Below are 25,063 nucleotides of genomic sequence, written 5' to 3'. Positions count from 1 at the left end.
ACTCTGGGTGTCTACGAACTTCTCACTGCAAGATGCTCAGGACTTACGCAAAACTTTAGCCGAAACCTGGGCAATTCATCAATTGCTCCTACCTACCACGTGTAGGTTTGCGTAAGTCCTAATGCTCTCAGAATTCGCCTGCGTTCAAGTCTCTTCACCTAACCAAACTAAGAAAGTACGCCTGATTTTAAGATTTAGCCCCGCTAGTGAATTACGCGACGGGTTTTTGAGAGGCTGGGTTTAGAGAATCCATACTACCCAAAAGCGCTATGCAGGGGAACCACTGCGCTCAGAGAGGTTTCCCCCTCCGGGTTCGGTAGTCCCTCTTTGTTGGGACAACAAGACCGGGCTACCTCACCAAGTGGAGCAAGTGGTGTCGAAACTACAGGTGTTTGATTGTCTAGAGTGAAGGTAATTTTACGCCATTAGAATCTGATTTTAACTAGGAGGAACTGCCGGTGAACCCAATTTTCCCACATGTAGAATCGGTAACAATTAGGTGAGCAGCTTAATAAGCAGTGAGGGTGAACCTTATCTCCATTATTGTAGATTTAGAGCGCACTTCCAGAAAATAGTTCTAGATATCTAGTTGGGTAATCAGTATAGCATTGCAGGCAAGACTACTCAGATAAGTTAGCACTAGCCAAAAATTTCGTCAAAAAACAGCTACTGCTACAATTGGGACACGAGACAAAGCAAGAATATCACTTTAAAAGGGACTGGGCATTGGGCATGGGGCTTTGGGCATTGGAGAACTCCTAGTCCCTAGTCCCTAGTCCCCAGTCCCTAGTCCCCATTCCCCTTTAGATTGGTAGCAGTATTATGTTGGCTCAATTCCAGAGCTTGTATCCCAAGGGCAGTCTGATTTCTGAATTAGTCCAAATTTTTCAAGGAAAATATATTGTCCGAGCAAGCGTGCAAATAGAAGGCGTAACCCGTGCGACGGGTATGGCAGCAGCAGAAACAGTAGAAGCAGCAGAAGACCAGGCCAGAACTAGGGCGCTGATAGTTTTGGGTATCACAAATGCCCCACCCGAATCAGTGGCATTTACCTCAAATCCAATTTCTCCAGCACAGCTAAATCCCTCCTTGAATACCAAAGGTGGATTGAGTGAATCTACTTATTCCTCTTCAAAAAATGGGGATTTTGTTGGTAGTCAATGGCCAGCAGTTAGCGATAAAGAAATATCTATACCGCCTTCCAAAGTCCGCAATATCAAACCAGAAGTAGCAACAACCAGTAACGAACAGTATGAGTACAGTAGTGCTTCGTCCCTACCAAGCGATACCTATAGCCAGGATTTAGGTCAAAACTTTCCTGTGACTGCCGACCAGGAGCTAGAATTTGATCCTCCAGTTGAAAAATTAGAAATAACCTTTGATAACCAGGTGGAAAATCAAACATTTCCCCCAATTTCTGCTAATAATGTCACACCATTTACACCTCGGAGTTATAGCCCTCAAGAGGATGTTGGTATCCAGGCTGTAACAGGAAAGAGAAAGAAGAAAGCTGAACCCGTGGATTTATCAGATGTCATTGCTAAAACAGATGTCGAACTTCAGCGTTTAAGCTGGACACCAGAACAGGGACGGGAGCATCTGATTGAAACCTACGGAAAACGGGGGCGTACTTTGCTCACTGAAGAAGAATTGCACGGATTTCTCAAATACTTACAATCTCAGCCTGACCCAATAGCAGGATTTTGATTTGTCATTAGTCATTAGTCATTAGTGAGTACTAATGACTAATAACGTAGGCTATTGAAACAGTAAGGAAGCTATAAAACCTGTGAATTTTGCTGAAGTAATTGCTCAAATAGATGTCAAAATGCGGCAATTAGGCTGGACAAGAGAACAGGAACGGGAGCATCTCAAAAGAAATTATGGGAAGCGATCGCGTACTTTGCTGGCATATAAAGAATTGTTGGACTTCCTCCAATATCTTTACCTTCTATCTCAACCAACACCAACATTACACGAAATTCTGATTGCCAAAATTAATGTGGAAATACAGCGATTAGACTGGACAACAGACCAGGAACAGGAACATCTTAAAAAAAACTATGAGAAGCGATCGCTTACTTTGCTTACAGAAGTCGAATTATTCGACTTCCTCCAATATGTTATATCTCAACCGACACCACCATTAGAAATTCTGATTGCCAAAATTAATGTGGAAATGCAGCGATTACGCTGGACAAGAGAACAGGAACGGGAGCATCTCAGAAAGTATGGGGAGAGATCGCTTACTTTACTTACCGAATTAGAATTACTAGATTTCCTCCAATACCTTGCACCTCAATCGGCATCACCAACATTATACGAAATTCTGATTGCCAAAATTAATGTGGAAACGGAGCGATTACGCTGGACAAGAGAACAGGAACGGGAGCATCTCAGAAAAAACTATGAGAAGCGATCGCTTACTTTGCTTACAGAAGTAGAATTACTAGACTTCTTCCAATACCTTGTATCTCTCCTACAATAGAATCCTTCACAGATTTTGATGCGGAATATGAAGAGTTCCAAGATTTCTCTACATACTTAGAAGAATCAGGCAAGGTAATTATTAGAATGTCTTCTGAGGATTTTTCTCAGATATTGGCTAAGACCGATGTCGAAATGCAGCGTTTAGGCTGGACACAAGAACAGGGACGGGGATGGGAACATCTAATTATAAACCTACAGGAAGCGATCGCGTACTTTGCTGATCGATGTGGAATTGCACGAATTCCTCCAATACCTTCAATCTCAGCCAGACCCATTAGCGGGATTTTGATTAGTCATTAGCAAGAGACTAATGACTAATGACTACTGACTAAACAACAGCAACTGCTGGACGGCTACCTGCGGCGTGGCGGTCAATCACTTGGTCAATCAAACCGTATTCCCTGGCTTCCTCTGGTGACATGAAAAAGTCACGTTCGGTATCTTCAGCAATGCGCTCAATTGGTTGACCTGTATGGTCGGCTAAATAGTCATTTAGCCGCTTCTTATGGTACAAAATTTCCCGCGCCTGAATTTCAATATCAGTCGCCTGTCCTTGAGCGCCACCGAGAGGTTGATGAATCATAATCCGAGAATGGGGTAAACTCATCCGCTTACCCTTAGCACCAGCACTGAGGAGGAAAGCGCCCATACTCGCCGCCAATCCGGTACAAATTGTACAGACATCAGGGCGAATATGTTTCATAGTGTCGAAAATGCCCATACCAGCCGTCACTGAACCACCGGGAGAATTGATGTACATATAAATGTCCTTCTCCGGGTCTTCAGCATCCAAATACAGCAGTTGGGCAACAATCAAGTTAGCAATGTTGTTGTCAACTTGTTGTCCCAAAAAGATGATGCGCTCACGTAACAGCCGTGAGTAGATGTCAAAGGCGCGTTCACCTCGACCCGATTGTTCAATAACGATAGGAATCATGGAAGCGTGTTTGTGGCTACTTTAAATACATTTTATCGGTGACAGCACGAAACTGGGGTTTATCTCTACTGTTCTCAAGCAGATAATTTCAACCTTTATCATTTTTGTTTGCCGAAAAAGACTACAAAAGATGATTTTGCAATAGATTCAACCTCTAATGGCACTTTTTAGCCGTAAAAGGTGTCTAAGAAAATATGCCATGTAACGAAAAAAATCGAAAAACTCCAAATTATCGCCAACCTCATAATCTCGGCCTTTGCTGGGCAACTTTGGTGATGTAGTCATTAAACCGATAGCCGAAATCCAACTTGCTTAGGGAATTGCCTTAATTTATGTAACATTTTAAACATTTTTTAGGATTTTCCTCAGTAATTATCAAGTTATTTTGTTAGATTCAGTAAATCGATAGTATGAGGTGTATTTAGAATAACCAGTCCTCATTAAAATGCTATCCACTTACAAGAGACGTGCCATGCTGGAAAAACTTATACAAGCCGCCATCATCACCGTGTTGCTCCACCTGATAGCAGGACTTAGCCCAAATACTTTAATTCAGTCAAAGACAGCATCACCTGTGCGAGAAACACCACCAAGTATTGTTAGTTTGCTATTGCGATCTTTTCAGTAAAAATATTTCACAACTTATACAGGTGTCGGCGATATCAATGACATGCTACTACCTCCTAACCAAGGGCTAACTAGTTCGTAGGGTTAGCTGTACATCTACATAGCTGTAGAGGCTAATGCTCTTGCGAACAAGGTAGACTGAGCAAAGAAGGCAACTATTTGGATTTGATCGTGACTAATCGCCTTGCTGAAGCTAAGAGCCTCTATCTCCGCAAACACGCCGAAAACCCCATTGATTGGTGGTCTTGGTGTGACGAAGCACTTGCAACTGCAAGAGCGCAAAATAAACCGATTTTTCTCTCCATTGGCTATTCTAGTTGCCACTGGTGTACTGTCATGGAAGGCGAGGCTTTTTCTGATATTGCGATCGCCCACTTCATGAATGCTAATTATCTTCCCATCAAAGTAGACAGGGAAGAAAGACCTGACCTCGATAGCATCTATATGCAAGCTTTGCAGATGATGAACGGTCAAGGGGGTTGGCCTTTAAATATTTTTCTTTCTCCAGAAGATTTAGTACCGTTTTACGCTGGTACTTATTTTCCTGTAGACCCGCGCTATGGTCGTCCGGGATTTTTACAGGTGTTACAAGCGCTTCGCCGTTATTACGATACAGAAAAAGCAGAATTACAGCAACGCAAAGCCTTAATTATTGAATCTCTGCTCACGTCTGCGGTATTGCAAAACGGTACAACAACTGAGCTTGAAGACCGAGAATTACTCCGCCAAGGTTGGGAAACCAGTACAGGTGTAATTACTCCTAATCAATCTGGCAATAGATTTCCGATGATCCCCTACACAGAATTAGCGCTGCGGGGAACTCGATTTAATTTTGAATCTCGCTATGATGGCAAGCAAGTTTGTACCCAGCGAGGACTAGACTTAGCACTGGGTGGGATTTATGACCATGTAGCTGGTGGTTTTCATCGCTATACTGTTGACCCGACTTGGACAGTACCGCATTTTGAAAAGATGCTCTACGACAATGGACAAATTGTCGAGTATCTAGGAAATTTATGGAGTGCAGGAGTCCAAGAACCAGCATTTGAAAGAGCCGTTGCTGGTACTGTACAATGGCTAAAGCGGGAAATGACCGCAACCGAAGGTTACTTCTATGCTTCTCAAGATGCCGATAGCTTCACTGATCCCACGGCAGTAGAACCAGAAGAAGGAGCTTTTTATGTTTGGAGTTACAGCGAAGTACAGCAACTGTTAACACCTAAAGAATTAACGGAATTGCAAGAAGAATTTGCTGTTACCCCTAACGGTAACTTTGAAGGAAGTAATGTTTTACAAAGAAGGAATTCAGGCAAACTGAGTGCAACGCTAGAAACAGCACTGAGTAAGCTGTTTATTGTTCGATATGGCGTTAATTCTGAGTCACTAGAAACTTTTCCTCCGGCTCGTAATAATCAGGAAGCAAAAACCACTAACTGGCCAGGTCGCATTCCCTCGGTGACAGATACGAAGATGATTGTCGCCTGGAATAGTTTGATGATTTCCGGGTTGGCTAAGGCTGCTGGCGTTTTCCAAGAACCATCATATCTGGAATTAGCAGCACGAGCGGCGAATTTTATCCTAGAAAATCAGTTTGTGAATGGGCGTTTTCAGCGACTCAACTATCAAGGCGAACCAACTGTTTTAGCTCAATCTGAAGATTACGCTTTGTTTATTAAAGCTTTGCTAGATTTACAAGCTTCCAACCCTGAGCATAAACAATGGTTAGAAAAAGCGATCGCTATCCAAGATGAATTTAACGAATTTCTCTGGAGTGTGGAATTAGGTGGCTACAATAACACATCAAGCGATTCTAGTCAATATTTAATTGTTAGAGAGCGGAGTTACGTTGATAATGCGACACCTTCAGCGAATGGAATTGCGATCGCTAATCTTGTGCGTCTGGCTTTACTCACCGACAATCTAGATTATTTGGATTTAGCTGAACTTGGTTTGAAAGCTTTTAAAAGTGTGATGCATCGCTCTCCACAAGCTTGTCCTAGCTTATTTACAGCATTGGATTGGTATCGTAATTCTACTTTGATTCGCAGCACCACTGAGCAAATAAATTCGCTGATCCCCAAGTTTCTACCAGCATCTGTGTTTGCCATAACGTCTGATTTACCAGAGGGAAGCGTTGGGTTAGTTTGCCAAGGTTTGAAGTGTCTTGCACCAGCTGAGAGTGTAGAGCATTTATTGGAGCAAGTGGAGAAAAGTCAGAATAGGGGATGATTTTTAACAGGGATTGGGCATGGGGAAATACCAATTAGATAGTGAGGGACAATACATTAATATTAGGAAGATCAAATGAAGTTGTATTTGCAGTACGGAGAAGATTTGTCGGGGCAATGGAAAAGCCTCTACGAAATTGAACTGAAGCCTCTACTGAACGTAAATCCAGATCCTCTTTCTGAAGCTCAAAATGTCCTTGGTATTCATCTAGCCCCAGTAAGGCTGCCAAATGGTGAAGTTCTCAATGTTGACATCACGTACTCGACGGAGAATCGAGGACTTAATATTAGATTTTTGAGCGGAGACACCACCCTAATACAGGTTGGAGGCTTCAAGAAACAAGAAACATCTTATGATCCAAATGTAATATTTTTAACCCCAAATGGGATTCATGTTTCCGCTATGGTTGGAGCTTGATAAGACTTTCAAGTAGAATTACATCGATTCGCAGGTTGAATCGAGGGAAACAAAACTAACATTAATTAATAGTAAAGCCATCGCTCTTAAGGCTGCGATCTCGACTAAGGTCGAGTTCTTCGGTGAATTCAACCAGGGGGGATTGACGGAAAAACTCTGAGAGTTTGCTTGGTTGATCTGGGTGGGTATTTTTGTTGTCTGTGGTCAGACTTTGGGCAAGGAGTTGAATGATGTACAGTTTATCGTTGGGGGGAAGTTGAAGAAGTTGTTGTTCGAGTTCTTGGATAACCATGATGGGGTTTCAGTAGAAGATAAATCTATTTTACTTTCAGCATCAGGGGTTAATCTAGTTTGACTTCTGACTCGTTTTTTATCCTCTATTTTTTTGACGAATGACTATTAACTCGTGTAGCAAATTAACCGCCATTGTATTAGCCGGCGGTAAGAGTTCTCGCATGGGTAAGGATAAAGCCTTGATTCCCATTGAAGGAATACCGTTGTTACAGCGAGTTTGTGCGATCGCTCAAAGCTGTGCTGATACAGTTTATATAATCACTCCTTGGCCAGAACGCTATCAAGATTTGTTTTTGTCTGGTTGTCAATTTATCCGAGAAGTACCTTTATCTGGAGAATCTGTCGCTCATGGGCCATTAGTTGGTTTTGCCCAAGGGCTAGTCGAAGTGCAGACAGAATGGGTGTTGTTGCTGGCTTGCGATTTGCCGAGGTTGCGGGTTGAGGTGTTGGAAGATTGGGTAACTAAACTTGATGGGGTTGGGGAGAATGCGATCGCAGCTTTAGCCGATCATCCTAAAGGCTGGGAACCTCTGTGTGGTTTCTATCGCCGTCGCTGTTTGCCCCAACTTTTAGAGTTTATCAACCAAGGGGGGCGATCGTTTCAGCAGTGGCTGCGGCAATATCCGGTAGAAATTTTGCCTTTAGCAGAACCCGAAATGCTGTTTAACTGTAATACACCCGAGGACTTGGCTTTAAGTTAATTGGAGAAGGTACAGAATTAAATCCGCTTGGGTTAAGGCTAAAACTCTTTGTTAAAGTCAATTTTTTTAACGTTCGCGGGAGCGTGCCGGAGGCATTACCGCCAAGGACGCAAAGGACGCAAAGAGAAGGAAGAAATGCTTAACTGAACTGTATTGGTACAGAATTCAGAATCAATGAGTGTGGGATAAAGGAGATTAGGAAAATTTTCCTTCTGATTCTGACTTCTGAATTCTATTATTTACCGAATACGACAAAATTTGCGATCGTTATCATTCTGAGGATATTGCCAAGAATAGGCAAAATGGCTAACTCCCTTCAATTGGGGGGCAAATTTTCGGAGTGCCTGCATTTGCACTTCTAAGGATGGACGATTACTAATCGATTCTCCCCATTTGCCGGCTAAAGCTGGAATCACTTTTGTACCCGGTTTTGCCATACTCAAAACCCGTTGCACTTGCGCCACAATACAACTGGCATTACCGCAATTTCCATAAGACATGGGATGCCACTCTAATGTAGCGGGAAATCGATCCCAAGGTTGCAAGCGGGAATCATACCCCTGCCCTACAGTTTGGTTGCCATCAGGGAAAAACACTACTCCCGTGGAAACACCTTGCTGCTTGGCTGGGTAACTGGCTATGTTGACAAAATCTAGAATTCCTTGCATGGCGTGAGCAACTGCTAGCTGCCACAATTCCCATTGCAAAAGTGGTTGTCTGTCGGTTGCAGACAGAATTGATTTTTGCGCTGTTGGCGGAATGCGTCCTTGCCAAAGGGGTTCCCCTTCCTGGGGATAAAGTCGATCGATTTGGGCGATATCTCCGGCGGTGACATATCCTTTGCTCAAATAGCGGCGAATTAAGTCTAGTCCTTTGTAATTTAGTGCGCGTTTAAATAAAGCTTCTTGGGTTGCGGGGCTATATAGCCATAAATCTGAAACTTTGGTGGCGATAGAATCACTTCCGGCTTGGCGGGGATAGCGCACGTAATCTAATAGCAAGCCATCTGGACGACGGCGCAAAACTTCTTTTACTAATTGGTAATAGTCGCTTTTTGCTTGGGAGTTGTAGGGATCGATAAATACTTGAGAGCCGTTATCTACGACATATAGGCTGGTTTGACCTTTACCATTGCGAGCGATCGCACTTTCTCGATCTCGGCGCTGGGCGTAAGTATAGCCGAAATTGTTAGTAAACATCCAGGCATAGACCTTTAAACCGCGTTGCCGACCTTTTTGAATTGCTGTAGCGAGTATATCGGCGTTTTCTGCTCCTGGGGTGCGAATTATAGAAGGCCAAACCGTCGGGTTAGCTTTTGCAGGCAATAATACCTGTCCGTCGTAAAATACTTCCAAATAAACTTGGTTATAGCCACGGTTGACAATCCGATCCATAATCTGGTCGATTATTCCTGGATGAATGTCACAGGGATATAAACGCAACCAGAGAGCTTGGATTTGTGGCCATGTCCGAGTGCGACACTCCTGTAATTTCTGTGCCTGTTTTTTTAGTAAGTTTTGGTAGCCGGTTTGGGCATCTTGATTGCCTTTGAGGGCTGATAAACGTAAGTTTTCTTTTTCTTGCACCACCGATGATGATAACTGACAATATTGGGTTGCTTGCGCCCTTGCTGGCTCGGTTGCAAAGTTGGGGAGCAACGAACTACTAGTGAAAACAACAGCAAATAGATGCCGCCAAAATAATGTTGATCTTGCAACGTTCAAAGGATGGTTAGACATACCTACCAGTAGATGGACACAATAATCATCGACCCCAATTCAAATAATTGTGGGCAACGTGTATCGAATTATATAGTTAAGCTGTAAAGGTTTTAAAACCTATTTTTTCAAGACTGCCAAAGCCGTGTTTGTGTTGCTGCATTCTTTATATAAAAAGATAAACGCATACAGGGAGGTATAAAACATCTAAATACAAAGCAAGTTGAATCTACTATTAGGTAGATTCTGCATCTACCTTAGTTAGTAAAAATCTGCTAAATCTAGTAGTTAAAAAAAAATAGCTTGACTTTTAGCTCTTGTTATTATCCACGTCTTTTCAATCTCTGGCTTCGTTGATCCCGCTTGGTAATTTATAGCTATATTGCTAAAAGCTACATTTGCGATTTTAGAATGTGGTGCTGAGTATGCTTGTTATGCAATTTTTACCCCAGAAGGAATTTTAATATGCATCGTCGTTGGCTCTTATCTGCTTTAGCAGTTCTGATTAGTATAGTTTTAACTGCTTGCACGACTGCAAATATTCAGCAGTCAGAAATAAAAGTTACAAACCCTACTGAGACGACAAACACAAGTTCTCAGCAATTACCAACAGGGTCAGCAAAAAGAGTTGTTGCTCTTTCTTCTCTTTCTGCGGATATTATCTCTCGACTCGATCCAACAAAAGTTGTCGGAATCACTGGTAGTAAATTATTTAAAAATGACTCAAGATTTAAAGATATTCCCCGTGTTAGTGAAGGACAAAACCCACCCAATTTAGAAAAAGTAGTAGCACTCAAACCAGATTTAGTTATTGGTGCAGAAGGTTTTTCTAACATCCCAATTCAAAAACTTCAGCAGATAGGAATTCCGACTTTACTAGCTAAGGTGAATAACTGGAAATCTCTAGAAGAACTTACTAAAACCATTGCTAAAAAAATTGATGCCGATCCTCAGCCTTTGTTAAATCGTTATAAAACTTTCTTGCCAGAAAAGCCAACTCAGGGTTTTTCTACTCTAGCGCTGGTTAGTCGTCAACCAATTTTATCGCCTAATAAAAATAGTTGGGCAGGGGATTTGCTGGCAAAATTCCAGGCAAAAAATATCGCGGCAGATTTACAAGGAAAAAGCCCAATTGGTGGCTATGTAACGCTTTCGGCTGAGAAAGTTTTAGAAGCAAATCCAGAGGTGATAATTTTGGTTAATCCCCCACAAGGTAATTCAGAGGCAGAGCTTTTAGATTCGCTGAAAAAGGAATCTTTTTGGCAGCAACTACAAGCAACTAAAAATAACCGAGTCTATGTGTTTGATTATTTTGGTTTGGTGAATCCAGGTAGTATAGATGCAATTGAAAAGGCTTGTCAGCAGCTTAAGCAAGTATTGTTTGCACCACTCAGATCCCCGACTTCTTAAAGAAGTCGGGAATCTTGTTGTTCAATCTTTTGCAGAAGTAATCGGTTTTTGGTCAAAGGAGGTATTTCTTTTACCTTCAGGAGAAGCACCTCCAAGGCTGCGGAAATACAATCCTCCAATAGTGAGTAAAAAGGTCACATATCCTACTGCTTGCACAAGATAGAGATTGTCTCTATAACCAAATAAAGATTTGAGAATAATGCCAGGAAATTGTTCGTCAGGCAAGATTGTGGAAGTATTTGAAACCATTGGCCCCAAAATACAGGAGTGGACTTTTGTAAAGCGTTCGTAATAGAAACACAGGCTTTCTGTGGCACGGCTGCTAAGAGCAAGGTTTGCCACAGCTTCGTCAAAATGTTTTAAGCCTGAAACTACCAACCCAGCCACAATCAACACTAAGAAAACGCCCATTACCTGGAAAAACTGGCGGATGTTAATTTTGACACCCCATTTAAATAGCAGCACTCCAATGGCAGATGCTGCTACCAAACCACCAATTGCACCCAATGCTGGCATGAATCCCTGTTGAAAATTAGCAGCAACAAACAGAACAGTTTCAAAGCCTTCGCGGACAACGGCAACTAAAATTAAACTAAAAACACCCCAGCCAGCATTTGAGTTTTGTGTCAGCGCTTCTGTTACTGCTCCTTCAACTGTGGCTTTCATGAATCTGGCTTGTTTAGTCATCCAGATTAGCATCCAACTGAGCATTGCGATCGCTAATACACTAAACACACCTTCCAAAGCTGGCTCAAGTACAGTAGTGTATTGAGGATTCGCTGCTCCCAGTACTTGAATTACCCAACTGAATAGCACACCTATAAAGGCACTGACGACAATACCAACGCCGACACCTGCATATACCCAAGAGTTGAGTCGAGATTGTTTAGCTTTTTTCAGCAAAGCTAGCACAATACCAACAACAAGGGCAGCTTCCACTCCTTCCCGGAGTGTTATTACAAAAGTAGGTAGAGCAGTACTAAAATCCATCTTTTTTCCTTTGTCTTTTGTCTTTTGTCATTAGTCAGTTGTCCTTTGTCATTTGAATTTGTTTTTGACTAATGACCAATGACTAATGACTAATGACCAATGACTATTAGCTAAAATCGCGTAACATCTTTTTCAGTTCGAGATTATGCATCTCTTCTTGCCCAATCATGCCACGAGCGAATTCTTCAAGATAAATACTAGCATTGGTGACAGTTTCGAGGAGATTTTTATACAATTCCAATGCCTTTTTTTCATGGGATAAGCTTTCTTCCAAGATATCCTTGACTTTATGCTGGTAAGTTTCTTCCATTGGGGCAATTTTCAGGGAGGGATGCCCATCTAAACCGGTAAGAATTTCTCCTACTTGTTCAGCATGAAGTAAAGACTCGCTTGCCTGTGCTTTGAAAAAAGCGACAATTGGAATACGGTTAGGGCCAGTCACCATCAAAGAATAATGTGTATAACGCACTACTCCTGCTAGTTCAAATTCCATGATGGAGTTCAGCAAGTCAATAGTCTTTTTATAGTCAAGTTCTTGCATCAGTTCTTAGTTCAAGTAACGAATGGAGTGTCAGAAGTTAGGAGGACGTAATTCGTAATTCCTAACTATTTCATCATTTTAAGCTCCTTAGCATCAGCTTTCTATTAAAAGAAAGTGTTATCGCTGTGCTTGGGTATTGGATTTGTCAACGACTTTTTGAGAGTTTTCCTCAATGGTTTTCACTAGCTTGGTAACATCATTAGTTGTTTTGACTGCTTTAGCTGGTGGGATGGCCGAAGGCCAAACTTTAATGAGTTCAGCGAAACTAGCATCGATCGCTTTATGTGCTTCGGGATCTGCTTGAGCTACTTGACTAGAAATTCCTTTGTATAAATCATTGGCGTAAAAGACAAAACCACGGGAGTCTTGATACTCAATTGGCGCAGTTATTTTACCATTTGCGATCGCAGCGCCATATTCGGAGTTAGCTGAATCTAGCAGTTCGTTTATTACCTGTAGCACAAATCCCGGTTTTGAGCGTTGAGCTTCTGGCAAAGCTGCGATCGCTCCGTCAACTGCTTGCACTGAAGAAGTAAAATTAGTTTTAACTTTGCTATCCTTCGGATTAGATTTTACTAAATCTTGCAAACTCACCAATGTTGTCTTAAATTCTTTGACTTTGCGCTCATTTAATTGTTCTTCTACATCAACATAAATTTCTTCAACTGGATGTCCAATATGAGGTTCTGCTTGTTTGGGCTGATTCTGATCTAGTAGTTCTCGTGCTACTAAAAGATGCCCTTTCATTAAGCCTAACTTAGTCATGTAGTCAACATCTTTTGCCTCACCTGTAAGTGCCACTTCCTGAACACCAACTTGGTCTTTAATTTGGTCAAACTGCTCTTGAGTAATTACTTTCTTAGTAACTAAATCTTCTGGGCTACCATAAGGACGACCTGCTTGGATTTTGTTAGATAAAGCTGGAACACCTAGTTTGGCTTCAAACTTATCTAATTCTGACAAAATAGCACTATTAATGTTAATTTTTTCTTTGCTACTGTGACCACTATGGCTGTTGCTACTTACTGCTTCTGTAGCTGGAGTGGTAGCAACTGGTGCTGATGGATTTTCTGCGGTTGGTGTACTACTACAGGAACTCAATGTAACTATTAAGGCTGCTGCTGCTGTTAAACAAACATAACGAAGTTTTAGCATTTTTGCTTCTCACACAACTAAAAAGGTATTCATTGAAATATTTCAAACTATTACTAGAAAGTAGTTTGTTTGACAGATTGTCATAGATATTTACTGTTGCATATAATGACATTTTTTATCAACTAATTTTCTAAACCTTAATAAATTAATTACGAATTATTAATAATATTGTCAGGAATGTTTAACAGAATTTTGGGAGTTGCTCTGGGCAAGTACTTCAAATTGACCCATGCAACCGTTTTCTGCGATCGCATCCTGATGAGGATGAAACATATACTTACCTGGGTAGCGAAAAGCAAATTCCAAGATATGTCTTTCTGCTACACCCATCGTAATCACATCTGCTTTCTCACTAGGAGTCATACTCATGCCATAGCGATAGACATCAAAGAAGTTGGCGTGGAGATGAAACGTTACTGCCGGATCGTATTCAATGATGTTAAGCACATACAGCCGAATCAACTGATCTTTGTAAATACGAATCGGGTTATGCATGTAATAGTGAGGCAGACCGTTGAAGGCGTAATAATCGTTATGACTATCATCATTCACGTCATACCCGCCCATCACTAGTACAATCTCATCAGCCGGAGGACGGGGATTAGGTGGATCGATGATAAACATCCCGTACAGTCCTTTGGCTATGTGGCGGGTGACTGGTTCAATATGGCAGTGGTACAAATGAACCCCGTAAGGTTCAGCATCAAATTCATAAATTGTGGCACTACCATTACTGATTGGGCGAACACCATCCATTTCCGCCGGATGAACCCCATGAAAATGCAACGAGTGAGAATGTCCCGCATTGTTGAGAAATAGTACCCGGATGCGATCGCCCTGTTTTGCCCGTAGCGTTGGCCCTGGTATGCGACCATTTAAATCCCAGATGTTGTAAGAGACAGCACTATTGAGCTTTATGATGGAAGTACCCGCAGTTAGCTGAAATTCGCGGATAGTCCGCCCATTTTCTTGCTTTACCGTCCCATAATCAAAATCCCTTAACATCTTCATTGGGTTAGTAACATCGTCTGATGCTTCCATATTGAATGGTGGCACTTTGACAATTGACTTACTTTGTAGATTTAGTATCTGCCAAAGTCCAGCTGCACCAGTCACTCCAGCACCTGCTAGGCCCAGTTGCAATAATTGACGGCGGCTCCAAGGCTTTCCGTTACTTAGAGCGAAGTTGTTGGGCATGACATTTAGTTACGGTTCCCACCAAAAAAGAATTGCAAATCTTTTGCAACTGCTTTTAAATATTAGAGGAATTAATAATTATTGTCAATAATTTTATAGTACTTAAAAACTGTTATTTAGGTTGCTAAATCTAGATAAAGCTAGAATCAATACTTGAAAATTCTAGCTCAACTTGCTTGGCTTTAACAGTATTCTTACTTTAAACTTATGTATAAATTATATTTAGTCTCAGCTAACTGTTTCATGCCTATTGTTTCAGCAGTACCCATAGCACAAACAATGAGTATAATAGCATCTTGGATATAGACACAAGCAATAAGTAGCGTATTTAATTGGCTTAGAGATAACATAAATTGCATTTCAATGAATTTTGGATGCTTGGTAATATAAGCATTTTGAATTTTAATCTGTTACCTTCGTGTTATCAGCTTTGAAAATGCCGTCATTAAAATCCATGTGTCATTGTTTTGTTATTTGTATGGATTTTATGTGGAAATTTCTCTATCCTGATGAGCCGATGTTCAAAGGATAGTATAGTATTCACTAAAGTTGAATTACACAATACATTTGATACACACTTGTCAAATACAAAGTCGATCGTATATCTTTTTCCAATCAAGTGGCATCATGCCTTTTGATTGATCAATTCCCAAAATTAATTATTAGGAGGTCAAAAATGACTACTTTTTCTCAAATGTCAGTATTGCAGAAGACCGCAGGTATTACCTTATCCAAGCCTGTGCAGGTAACACTCTATATGCTGTTATCTTCTTTAGTTATCTGGACTGTTTTGTTCTCCACTTATCCTGCGGTTCATAACACAGCACACTCAGCGCGTCATCATACATTAGGCGTTGCATGTCACTAAATTATCATAATCACAAGATTTGTTAGCTGAATGAAAAACTTTGCTAGGTAAAATAACAAAGTTGCAATGCTAAGATATCGCAGGTTTCGCACTAGGGTTTTTGCTTGGAAATAACTTTTAGGTAATGTTAGAGATGTTTTTTTTCATCTCCACATTACCTTAACTGTATTTTAGATGGTGTCTAAATTTATGAATGGTTCTTTTACTTAGTAATAAGAATTTGGAGTGAGTTCCATCGACTGCTATTAAGCTTTAAGTTGCAAAAAGTACATCAGTTTAACGTTTAACATAAGTTTTTATGAAAAGATACCGACTTTTTGGAGTTATCAGTGCTGTTTGCATCACCTTGTCAATTCTTTATTCCCTTATAGGAAATTCCCAAATACCTACATCCAGAGTGCTACTCTCTACCAACCCACCTTTAGAGCGGATTCTTCCCTTTGAAGCAGAAGCAGAAAAAGCGCAATCTCCTGTTACCCTGACGTTACAAGCTGTTGATGCTGCGGGTAAACATTTAGAAAATACTAAAATTAGCTTACAAATTCTGACACCGCCGCGTAATCCTTGGTTAACAACAGATTTCCCTATTGTTGAGGGAACAAAATTGCTGCAAATGGATGCTACTGCACCTGATGGAAAGCTAGAAATTCAGCAGATGTTACCCATTCGTGGTAATTACCAGCTACTGGTTAATGTGTCACCTTTGATAGCAAATGCTTTTGCGCCATATCAGCAAACCTTAAATCTGAATGTCCACGAAAATCCAATCAAATATAAATATTTTGTGGTGATTGCAGCTATTTTACTATCACTTGGATTGTTAGGTGGTTGGGTTATTGGCGGACAAAAAGAACTACAACAAGGAGAAATTGCGCCACAGTCAGTACGCCTTTTATTAAGTGCATTGACAGTAGTGGCTATAGTAACCCTATTAGTTATCAATATTAGTGCAGAAGTTGCAGAAGCTCATGGCAGCGAACACCACTCAAAAAGTACTGAAGTAATCGCACCATCATCTCAAAAATCTCAGGGATTGGAAATTAACCTTAGTGGAGATAAAAACGCAACTGTCGGAAAACTTGCGAATTTAACGCTACAGGTGAAAGATAGCGCAGGAGAACCTATGGAAGATGTAGCGTTGGAAGTAAAAGCGATCGCTACAGAACATAATTTAACAGTCTTTGACTACAAAGGTATTCCCGACGAACAAGGGAAGTTAACATGGCTAGAACAATTTTTTGACGGTTCACCCCACCAAATCCAGGTGGAAGCAACTCCTCTACCAGAATCTAAGCGTCAATTTGCACCAGTAAAAGTAGCGCAAGAAGTTGAAGTCGAAGCGATCGCACCACCAATTTATATCCGATTGATTGGTTTATTCTACTTTACAGCCTTTGTAGGCATTGGTATGGCGATTGGGTTGCTAATACAGCACCGACGAACACCACAAGCAAGGGAAAATTAGTAATATCAATGCTTGAGTAGAGAATTCCCGCTAATAGAACGATGTACATTAATAAATTAAAATAGTTGTGGTTTAACCACACTATTTTTTTATTAATGGGTTATGCAAATCATGAAAAGGTAGTGTGCTAGAACAATCTAAAGTATTGCATAGAGCTATGAAGCATTAAGAAAATCTGAATAATAAATTAGTCTAAATACTGTTATGTTTATAATTTTGCCTTTCATCTCTTTAATTTTTATTTTTTTATTAATTAATAAAAATCGTAATGATTGGCGTGACTCGCTGATATTAACATCTACTTATTGGGGGGTTCTGATTGCTGCAAGCACTGAGATTTTGAGTATTTTTAAATTAATTGCTTTTGGCTGGATATTAGCAACTTGGGGATTAACATGTATTGTATTAATTTATATATGGTTTCGATTAAATTTAAAAAATACTAAGACTTTAAAGCCAAATATTTCTTCTCAACTAATTAAAAATATTCAAATACCATCCTTTGTAAAATTATTGTTATCTGGTGTAGGTTTCATTGTAGGAACAATTGGATTAATTGCCATCATTGCACCACCAAATAACTGGGATTCTATGGATTATCACATGAGTCGTGTTGTTCATTGGATACAAAATCATAGCATTGCTCATTATCCAACAAATTATACTCCACAGCTATATCAAAACCCTTGGTCAGAATTCGTAATTTTGCACTTTCAAATTTTGAGTGGTGGTGACTACTTCGCTAACTTAGTTCAATGGTTCAGTATGATTGGCTGTATTATTGGAGTCTCATTAATTGCAAAACAACTCGGAGCCGATTTAAAAGGCCAAGTTTTTTCTGCGGTTGTAACTGCAACAATACCTATGGGAATCTTGCAAGCTTCAAGCACTCAAAATGATTATGTAGTTGCGTTTTGGGTAGTTTGTCTTGCTTACTACTTGCTATCAACTATCAAAGCTGCAAAAAGCGATATTTGGACGAATTCATTTAATATTGGTACTAGCACAGGATTAGCTATTTTGAGCAAGGGAACTGCTTATTTTTATGTATTTCCCTTCTTAATTTGGTTTGGCTTTTACCAGATTAAACGCTTACGGTGGCAAGCTTGGAAGCCTGCTTTGATTGTAGGAAGTATCTCTTTATTAGTTAATATTAGTCACTATTTACGTAATTATAATTTATTCGCTTCACCACTCGGCGAACCAGGCGGCTATCGTAATGAAGTACTCGGTATTAATATACTCATTTCTAATATTCTGAAGAATATTGCTTTGCATATAGGAACACCCATTGGTTTATGGAATGGAATAGCCAATAAGTTAATTCAAATTATACATGTATTCATCCGTGTAGATATTAACGATCCTCGAATAACTTTTTCCAAGACATTCTTTGTACCAGGAGGTTGGGCAACACTTGGGATAACTGGTAATGAAAATAGTGCTGGGAATTTAGTACATGTAGCACTAATAATGATATGTATAATAAGTCTCCTAGCTCGAAAATCTATCCGTAAAGAAAATTATATTTTTGCTTATCTTATTGCTACCATATCTACATTTTTGATATTTTGCTACTTGGTAAAATGGCAAGCCTGGAATAGTCGCCTGCATTTACCTTTTTTTGTACTAATTTCTCCATTTTTAGGGGTTGTTTTATCTAAGCTTAAAAACCAAAAAATCGCAATTTTTATAGTAACATGTCTGCTAATATCATCATTACCCTGGGTCTTTTTTAACAGGTATAGACCTATTATTGATAGTAACAATATATTTCAAACGCCCAGGATTGAGCAGTATTTTAGTAATCGCCCATACCTAAAAACAACTTACACAGGAGCAGTTGAGTTTTTAAATTCAAAAAAATGCTCGAATATAGGCTTATTGATGGGAAATGACCCTTGGGAATACCCTTTATGGGTACTTTGGCGACAAAAAAATCCAGAAGTAATGAAAATCCAACATATTAATATAAATAATATTTCAGCCATTTTAGAAAAAGAAGATTTCTATAAAGATTTTGAACCTTGTGGGATTATTTCGATGGAAACTAAAAAAAGTAAACAGAAAAAAGCTCAAGAAGTTAATTTTAAAGGCACAACTTATGTTCGAGCATGGGATTCTCCAGATATTGGTATATTTATTAAGTAAAATTTTATTTTTTACAATCTCATAAAATTAAAGTTTACTGGGAAAATAATGCTAACTAAAATTGCTGTTGAGAAAATTCTTGAGCGTGCCTTAATGGGGTATGACTTATCTCCCCAAGAGGGAGTAGTATTGCTACAACAAACTGAGCCAGAGGCGATCGCAGCGATACGTACTACATCCGACACACTTCGCCACACTCAAGCAGGCGATACGGTTACATACATCATTAATCGCAATATTAACTTTACCAATATTTGTGAGCAGCACTGTAGTTTTTGTGCCTTCCGTCGAGATGATGGTGATGTCGGTGCATACTGGTTAGATTCGGCGCAAATTTTAGAAAAAGCGACAGATGCAGTGCAACGGGGTGCAACGGAAATCTGTATGCAGGGTGGGTTAAATCCACAAGCGCTGGTAAATGGTAAATCTTTACCCTACTATCTCAAGGTAGTGGAAACCATCAAACAGGAATTTCCGCAGATTCATCTCCACGCTTTTTCCCCGCAGGAAGTAGAATTTATCGCCAGACTTGATGGACTTGAGTATGCTGATGTGATTATTGCTTTGCGCGATGCTGGTGTTGGCTCAATGCCGGGAACCGCAGCAGAAGTATTAGACGATGAAGTAAGGCGGATACTGTGTCCAGAAAAGATTAATACAGCCACTTGGCTAGAAATTGTCAGCACCGCTCATAAATTAGGCTTACATACCACCAGCACCATGTTATCTGGGCATATTGAAACCCACGAGCAGCAAATCGGACATTTAGAAAAATTGCGATCGCTCCAAAAAACAGCCATCAATCAGGGATATCCCGCAAGAATCACAGAGTTTATTTTATTACCCTTCGTTGGGCAAGAAGCGCCTAAACCCTTACGTCGCCGTGTCGGACGCGATCAACCAGTTTTAAGCGATGCACTGCTGCTAGGGGCTGTGGCGCGGATTTACTTGGGTAATTGGATTCCTAACCATCAGCAGAGTTGGGTGAAATTGGGGCTTGCAGGTGCAACCGAAGCCTTAGTTTGGGGTTGCAACGATATCGGCGGCACATTGATGGAGGAGCATATTACCACAATGGCAGGTGCTTTAGGTGGTACGTGTATGGAAGTAGAAACTTTGAAAACTGCGATCGCTTCTTTAGGACGATCTTACCAACAACGTAATACTCTTTATCAAAAAGTTAGGATTTAAGAGTTGCTCTTTCAAGGTGGATAAAAAATTCCTCTTCTCTCTGTGTTCTCTGCGCCTCTGCGGTTCAATAAATTAATTTAAAAATTATCGAACCGCCAAGCCGCCAAGAGCGCCAAGGCAAGAATGAAGGAAGTTTATAAATCATTTAGAATTCCTACATATCATAAAAATTTAAATAAGCATTTTTTCTTCTCTCTGCGTCTTTTCTGGGCGATGGGGCTTCGTTAAAAAATTAACTTTGATAACAGATTACCCTTAAATAGATAAGATAGCCCTTCCTCGTTTTAACAAGCTCTAATAATTTAGAGGTTGAGCATAATGAGAATTTTGATAGTTGAAGATGACGATCGCATTGCGAAGCCATTAGCTGAATTTTTAAGACGACAGCACCATATTGTCGATATAATATCCGACGGTTTGACAGCTTGGGAATGGTCGCAATCAGCATTATATGAGCTAATTTTATTAGATTTAATGCTTCCTAAATTAGATGGAATTACTCTATGTCAGCGTTTACGCGCAGCTTCATCTAATGTTCTGATTCTAATGCTGACGGCACGAGATACAACAGGCGATAAAATTATCGGACTCGATGCTGGTGCTGATGATTACTTAGTTAAACCATTTGAATTAAAAGAGTTAGCAGCACGCATCAGGGCTTTAGCTCGAAGAACTCCAGAAATTCGTCCTCAGATTTTAATCCACGGTGATTTGCAACTAGATCCAGCAACTCAGCAGGTTACTTATGCAGGAAATGTTATATCATTAACTCCTAAAGAATATATGATATTAGAATATTTTTTGATCAACCAAAATCAAGTTATCACTCGTTCAGCCATTATTGATAAATTATGGGATTTTGATAAATCTTCGGGAGAAGGAAGTGTTAAAACTCATATTACAAATTTGCGGAATAAATTTAGAGCATCTGGGAGTTCAGAAGACCTGATTGAAAATATTTATGGCATTGGTTATCGTCTAGGGCAAGTAAAATAATTTTATATCAATACCAGAAACAATGTGTTTCAAAAAATCAGATATCGTTTATTGTCGTCTTATTTAGTTGTGTTCGCATCGCTGCTAGGAATATTTGCGATCGCAGTTCGATTTGCTTTCACTCGCAGCCTGACTGAACAAATCACAGATAAACTCACAGCCATAGGTAAAGGTGCAGCGGCAAATGTGGAGTTTGAAAAAGGTCGCCTAACGATTGAAAGTGACTTTCGTCCACAAGACTTAATTGCTTATCATCAAGCATTACAGTGGTTTGATACTCAAGGAAATTTGATTAGCCAACAAGGAAAAACTAGTTTAATTTTGCCTTTTGTACCAAACAAAATAGTACAAATTCAGACTGGTAAAATTCCTATCCAAGCAGTAACTGTACCAATTATTGCTAGCGATAATAGTCAGCTAGTTGGGTATGTAAGGGTGAGTCAATCTTTAGAAGAATCTCATGAAACCCTCCAACAACTGGACTTGGGATTAGGGGGTGGGATTTTTATAACTTTGGTTCTGAGTAGTATTGGCGGAATTTTGTTAACTCGTCAAGCAATGCAACCCATTGAAGAGAGTTTTGCAAGGCTTAAACAATTTACTGCTGATGCTTCTCATGAACTACGTAGTCCGTTAATGGCGATCAAAATTAATGCCGAATTACCGCTAGAATATCCAGAAGAAATAGGGCCAAAAGATGCAGAAAAATTTCACGCGATCGCTAATGCTACTAAGCAGATGACTCGCCTCACAGAAGACATGCTGATCTTAGCACGTACCGATAGAGTTTCCAATCAGGATAGAAATACTCTCAATTTAACGTCAATATTAGAGAACATAATCAAACTATATAAACCTCAAGCTGAAGCTAAACAAATTCATTTGAAAATTCAATTAACTCCTAATATTCAGTTAATAGGTGATTCAGTTCAATTAACAAGACTATTTACGAATTTACTTGAAAATGCGCTCTATTACACACCATCAGGAGGCATAGTTGAAATTAAAACTAGTCGTGTTGGTTCCCAGCTTTATGTAAACCTGCAAGATACAGGTGTCGGAATTGCACCAGAGTATATAGACAAGGTTTTTGAGCGTTTTTGGCGGGCAGATCAGTCTCGTTCTTATTGGTCAGGTGGTTCTGGTTTAGGGCTAGCGATCGCTCAAGCTATTGCCCAAAATCACGGCGGATTAATTAGTGTTACGAGTCAATTAGGAGTTGGTAGTTGTTTTACTGTGCGTTTACCAACTCCATAAACTCAATTCCCTACTTATTTATCATCATTAGTTTCTTTAACTTGAATACTACTCTTGGGACGATTAGCTTCATTTTTCTCATCTTGTTGGTTAGCATTCTCAGCGTAGAGAATTTTGCCATTACCTGCATCAACCTTAATATCTTGCTGACCAATTTCTACCGAATAAACTAAGTTGCTATCTTCATTTTCGAGTTTTACACTTTTCGCTTTAGCTCCCACAGATGCTTCAACAGTTTGCTGTGCTTGTTGTGCTGTAATTTTAGCTAGCAGTTGCAGTTTTGCTGCTTCTTGCTGTTCTTCTGCATCGTCATTTTTTTCACCATCGCCATCACTAGCTTCAGCAACTTGGATAGTACTATGATGCTGACGTGCAATTGCTACGAAAGATTGCGGTTGTTTTGCAAAAACAACTCTCGACAATCCAGCGAATCCTAAAGTACCAACAAAAGCTGCTGACAAAATAATTTTTGTTGAAGTTTTCATACTTGAAAAATTCCTGAAAGTCTGGGTTTGTATTTTCATAGTAGTTAATAAAAGTCAAGAAATAGTCAAGATTAGTTTGAGTTATGTCAAATGGTAAAATTAATTTTCAATGAGGTATTTTAGCTATTTTTATAGACTATATCAGCAGAAAATTGCTTTTTCAATCAAATCTTGACTATTTCTTGACTTTTGCTGTGTAAATTTAAATAAATCACTCAGTAATTTATGACAACACAGCTAACTTTAAAATGTGATGTAATCTCACTTCTACGGAAAAATCAAGAAGAACAAGATTATGAATAAGATTTTAAATAGGGTTCCAGAGGTCACAATTTACTTCTGGATTATTAAGGTTCTGGCAACGACAGTAGGTGAAACCGCAGCAGATTTTCTCTCAGCAACATTGAACCTTGGTTTAGGTATTACATCCTACATTATGAGCGGCGTATTACTGATTGCACTGTTTAATCAGTTTAAGCTTAAACGCTATGTTCCAGCATTTTTTTGGTTTGTGGTTGTTTTGATAAGTATCGTTGGCACACTGATAACTGACAGATTAGTAGACGAAATTGGAGTTAGTTTGTTGACAACTACTGTAATGTTTAGTATTTTCTTATCAGTAGTTTTTGCGCTCTGGTATTCAAACGAAAAAACATTAGCCATGCACTCAATCAATACAGCTAAAAGAGAACGTTTTTATTGGATAGCTGTTTTATTCACGTTTGCTTTAGGCACTGCAACAGGAGACTTATTAGCAGAGTTTTTGAGACTGGGTTATGCACAATCAGCATTCATATTTGGCGCTTCAATTGCAGTTATAGCGATCGCTTATTATTACTTCCGAATGAATGCAGTTTTTGCATTCTGGTTAGTTTACATCTTGACTCGTCCACTTGGAGCATCTATGGGTGATTTATTATCCCAATCTGCTACAAATGGAGGCTTCGGTTTTGGTACGGTCGGAACCAGTATGCTTTTTCTTTCTATAATCGTGAGTCTAGTTATTTACTTAAGTCTTAAGCAGAAGAAGCCAGCCTTACTACCGATTGACCGACAAAACTGATTAGCGATCGCCTTCTCGGTTTGGGCATTTTTATGTTTGCGATCTAGCCATTTGCGATGCCTGCGGCGAGCGAAGCTATCGCAACAACAGTCAGCATTCTCTCCGATGACTCACTATTTTTTGTGAAAAAATGAACAAAGTTGCAAAAGTCACGATTTTCTTCTGGATTATGAAGATCATCGCCACGACACTCGGCGAAACAGCCGGTGACTTCATCTCAATGTCTCTTGGACTGGGGTATTACATAGCCTTTGCCATAACCTTCGCTATTCTGGCTATTCTCCTGTTTTTTCAAATTCAATCAGACAGATATCGTCCAGCGCTTTATTGGACAGCCATTATCGCTACAACTACAGCCGGAACGGAAGTTTCAGACCTGATGGATCGATCTCTTGGGCTGGGCTATGCACTGGGGTCGCTTATCCTGGTAGCCTGTCTATTGAGCGTTCTTAGCATCTGGTACTACCGCGATCGCAATCTGAGCGTTTATCCGATCGCGAGCAAAGACGCAGAAACAACCTACTGGCTGGCTGTCGTCTTCTCCAACAGTTTGGGAACAGCCTTTGGTGACTTTCTCACAAGTAACTTGGGACTAAGCTATATCCAGGGCGCATTTGTGACCGCTAGCGTTATTGGTGTTGTCATCGCCCTTCACTACGTAACAAAGTTGAGCGATGTCCTCCTATTCTGGCTTGCATTCATCTTCACACGTCCCTTCGGAGCCACTTTTGGAGATTTTCTGACCAAACCAATCAAAAATGGCGGTCTATCACTGCCAAGGGGCTATGCTTCTGCGATCGCCTTTATCCTGCTGGCAGTTGTCCTATTCTTTTCGGTGCGAAAGGAGAAAAAAGTGCGCCACCTAATTGAGTGATACGTTT

23 protein-coding genes and 1 pseudogene are annotated in these 25,063 nt (G+C 40.1%); 16 read left to right on the top strand and 8 right to left on the bottom strand.

Features of this window, described 5'->3' with window-relative positions; genetic code table 11:
- Positions 1-822 precede the first annotated feature (822 nt).
- From V7K38_RS21490 to V7K38_RS21480, 3 genes and pseudogenes are all read left to right on the top strand, one after another.
- The gene (locus tag V7K38_RS21490; RefSeq protein ID WP_334860451.1) at positions 823-1,707 is read left to right on the top strand and encodes a hypothetical protein; all 885 of its coding nucleotides are present in this window, start codon (positions 823-825) and stop codon (positions 1,705-1,707) included.
- 82 nt (positions 1,708-1,789) lie between these two features.
- Positions 1,790-2,488 carry a hypothetical protein gene (locus V7K38_RS21485; protein WP_334860450.1) on the top strand — a complete coding sequence of 233 codons (699 nt, stop codon included), beginning with the start codon at positions 1,790-1,792 and terminating at the stop codon, positions 2,486-2,488.
- Positions 2,489-2,586: 98 nt separating this feature from the next.
- A pseudogene (locus V7K38_RS21480) lies at positions 2,587-2,779 on the top strand (hypothetical protein); the annotation flags it as partial.
- Positions 2,780-2,818: 39 nt separating this feature from the next.
- Here V7K38_RS21480 and clpP read toward each other — a convergent pair.
- Positions 2,819-3,427 carry an ATP-dependent Clp endopeptidase proteolytic subunit ClpP gene (gene clpP, locus V7K38_RS21475; RefSeq protein ID WP_094329041.1) on the bottom strand — a complete coding sequence of 203 codons (609 nt, stop codon included), beginning with the start codon at positions 3,425-3,427 and terminating at the stop codon, positions 2,819-2,821.
- Positions 3,428-3,899: 472 nt separating this feature from the next.
- Here clpP and V7K38_RS21470 point away from each other — a divergent pair, with 472 nt between their 5' ends.
- The 3 genes from V7K38_RS21470 (at position 3,900) to V7K38_RS21460 (ending at position 6,700) form a co-directional block, all read left to right on the top strand.
- The gene (locus V7K38_RS21470; protein ID WP_334860449.1) at positions 3,900-4,055 is read left to right on the top strand and encodes a hypothetical protein; all 156 of its coding nucleotides are present in this window, start codon (positions 3,900-3,902) and stop codon (positions 4,053-4,055) included.
- A gap of 170 nt (positions 4,056-4,225) precedes the next feature.
- The gene (locus V7K38_RS21465) at positions 4,226-6,283 is read left to right on the top strand and encodes a thioredoxin domain-containing protein (RefSeq protein WP_334860448.1); all 2,058 of its coding nucleotides are present in this window, start codon (positions 4,226-4,228) and stop codon (positions 6,281-6,283) included.
- 75 nt (positions 6,284-6,358) lie between these two features.
- Positions 6,359-6,700 carry a hypothetical protein gene (locus V7K38_RS21460; RefSeq protein ID WP_334860447.1) on the top strand — a complete coding sequence of 114 codons (342 nt, stop codon included), beginning with the start codon at positions 6,359-6,361 and terminating at the stop codon, positions 6,698-6,700.
- Positions 6,701-6,761: 61 nt separating this feature from the next.
- Here V7K38_RS21460 and V7K38_RS21455 read toward each other — a convergent pair whose 3' ends face one another.
- Entirely contained in the window at positions 6,762-6,992 is a 231-nt protein-coding gene (locus V7K38_RS21455; RefSeq protein ID WP_334860446.1) for a hypothetical protein, read from the bottom strand.
- Between the two features lie 100 nt (positions 6,993-7,092).
- On the opposite strand from V7K38_RS21455, the gene V7K38_RS21450 reads away from it, so the two are divergent.
- A complete protein-coding gene (locus tag V7K38_RS21450) occupies positions 7,093-7,695 on the top strand; it encodes a molybdenum cofactor guanylyltransferase (RefSeq protein ID WP_334860445.1) in 603 nt (200 codons plus the stop codon).
- Positions 7,696-7,934: 239 nt separating this feature from the next.
- Here V7K38_RS21450 and V7K38_RS21445 read toward each other — a convergent pair whose 3' ends face one another.
- Positions 7,935-9,434, bottom strand: coding sequence for a family 10 glycosylhydrolase (locus V7K38_RS21445; protein WP_334860444.1), 1,500 nt, complete (start codon positions 9,432-9,434; stop codon positions 7,935-7,937).
- A 444-nt stretch (positions 9,435-9,878) separates the two neighbouring features.
- On the opposite strand from V7K38_RS21445, the gene V7K38_RS21440 reads away from it, so the two are divergent.
- A complete protein-coding gene (locus V7K38_RS21440) occupies positions 9,879-10,823 on the top strand; it encodes an ABC transporter substrate-binding protein (RefSeq protein ID WP_334860443.1) in 945 nt (314 codons plus the stop codon).
- Between the two features lie 21 nt (positions 10,824-10,844).
- Here the strand turns inward: V7K38_RS21440 and V7K38_RS21435 are convergent, their stop codons facing one another.
- The 4 genes from V7K38_RS21435 to V7K38_RS21420 all read right to left on the bottom strand — a co-directional run bounded on the left by V7K38_RS21435 (position 10,845) and on the right by V7K38_RS21420 (position 14,706).
- Complete coding sequence (locus V7K38_RS21435) at positions 10,845-11,813, bottom strand: FTR1 family iron permease (protein WP_334860442.1); 969 nt, start codon at positions 11,811-11,813, stop codon at positions 10,845-10,847.
- 106 nt (positions 11,814-11,919) lie between these two features.
- Positions 11,920-12,354, bottom strand: coding sequence for a ferritin-like domain-containing protein (locus V7K38_RS21430; protein WP_334860441.1), 435 nt, complete (start codon positions 12,352-12,354; stop codon positions 11,920-11,922).
- 117 nt (positions 12,355-12,471) lie between these two features.
- Positions 12,472-13,509 carry a helix-hairpin-helix domain-containing protein gene (locus V7K38_RS21425; protein WP_334860440.1) on the bottom strand — a complete coding sequence of 346 codons (1,038 nt, stop codon included), beginning with the start codon at positions 13,507-13,509 and terminating at the stop codon, positions 12,472-12,474.
- Positions 13,510-13,680: 171 nt separating this feature from the next.
- Positions 13,681-14,706, bottom strand: coding sequence for a multicopper oxidase domain-containing protein (locus V7K38_RS21420; protein ID WP_334860439.1), 1,026 nt, complete (start codon positions 14,704-14,706; stop codon positions 13,681-13,683).
- A gap of 676 nt (positions 14,707-15,382) precedes the next feature.
- Here V7K38_RS21420 and V7K38_RS21415 point away from each other — a divergent pair.
- From V7K38_RS21415 to V7K38_RS21390, 6 genes are all read left to right on the top strand, one after another.
- Positions 15,383-15,574, top strand: coding sequence for a CbtB domain-containing protein (locus V7K38_RS21415; protein WP_163927486.1), 192 nt, complete (start codon positions 15,383-15,385; stop codon positions 15,572-15,574).
- A gap of 298 nt (positions 15,575-15,872) precedes the next feature.
- Entirely contained in the window at positions 15,873-17,039 is a 1,167-nt protein-coding gene (locus tag V7K38_RS21410) for a hypothetical protein (RefSeq protein WP_334860438.1), read from the top strand.
- A gap of 204 nt (positions 17,040-17,243) precedes the next feature.
- Positions 17,244-19,190 (top strand): glycosyltransferase family 39 protein, encoded by a 1,947-nt coding sequence (locus V7K38_RS21405; protein WP_334860437.1) that lies wholly within the window; start codon positions 17,244-17,246, stop codon positions 19,188-19,190.
- 48 nt (positions 19,191-19,238) lie between these two features.
- Complete coding sequence (gene cofH / locus V7K38_RS21400) at positions 19,239-20,381, top strand: 7,8-didemethyl-8-hydroxy-5-deazariboflavin synthase subunit CofH (RefSeq protein WP_334860436.1); 1,143 nt, start codon at positions 19,239-19,241, stop codon at positions 20,379-20,381.
- Positions 20,382-20,699: 318 nt separating this feature from the next.
- Complete coding sequence (locus V7K38_RS21395) at positions 20,700-21,377, top strand: response regulator transcription factor (protein WP_334860435.1); 678 nt, start codon at positions 20,700-20,702, stop codon at positions 21,375-21,377.
- A 24-nt stretch (positions 21,378-21,401) separates the two neighbouring features.
- Positions 21,402-22,634, top strand: a complete 1,233-nt coding sequence (locus V7K38_RS21390) for a sensor histidine kinase (protein ID WP_334860434.1) — start codon at positions 21,402-21,404, stop codon at positions 22,632-22,634.
- A 14-nt stretch (positions 22,635-22,648) separates the two neighbouring features.
- Here V7K38_RS21390 and V7K38_RS21385 read toward each other — a convergent pair whose 3' ends face one another.
- Positions 22,649-23,119, bottom strand: coding sequence for a PepSY domain-containing protein (locus V7K38_RS21385; RefSeq protein ID WP_334860433.1), 471 nt, complete (start codon positions 23,117-23,119; stop codon positions 22,649-22,651).
- A 295-nt stretch (positions 23,120-23,414) separates the two neighbouring features.
- Here V7K38_RS21385 and V7K38_RS21380 point away from each other — a divergent pair, with 295 nt between their 5' ends.
- Together V7K38_RS21380 and V7K38_RS21375 are read left to right on the top strand one after the other, a co-directional pair.
- Positions 23,415-24,182, top strand: coding sequence for a COG4705 family protein (locus V7K38_RS21380; RefSeq protein WP_334860432.1), 768 nt, complete (start codon positions 23,415-23,417; stop codon positions 24,180-24,182).
- 130 nt (positions 24,183-24,312) lie between these two features.
- On the top strand, positions 24,313-25,056 hold the full coding sequence (locus tag V7K38_RS21375; RefSeq protein ID WP_334860431.1) for a COG4705 family protein: 744 nt from the start codon (positions 24,313-24,315) through the stop codon (positions 25,054-25,056).
- The last annotated feature ends 7 nt before the right edge of the window (positions 25,057-25,063 follow it).

This window comes from Nostoc sp. (genome assembly GCF_036917465.1).
In the GTDB taxonomy this organism is placed as follows: domain Bacteria; phylum Cyanobacteriota; class Cyanobacteriia; order Cyanobacteriales; family Nostocaceae; genus Nostoc.
Note: the sequence above shows the minus strand (reverse complement) of the source record. Positions and strands in the feature narration are given on the sequence as shown.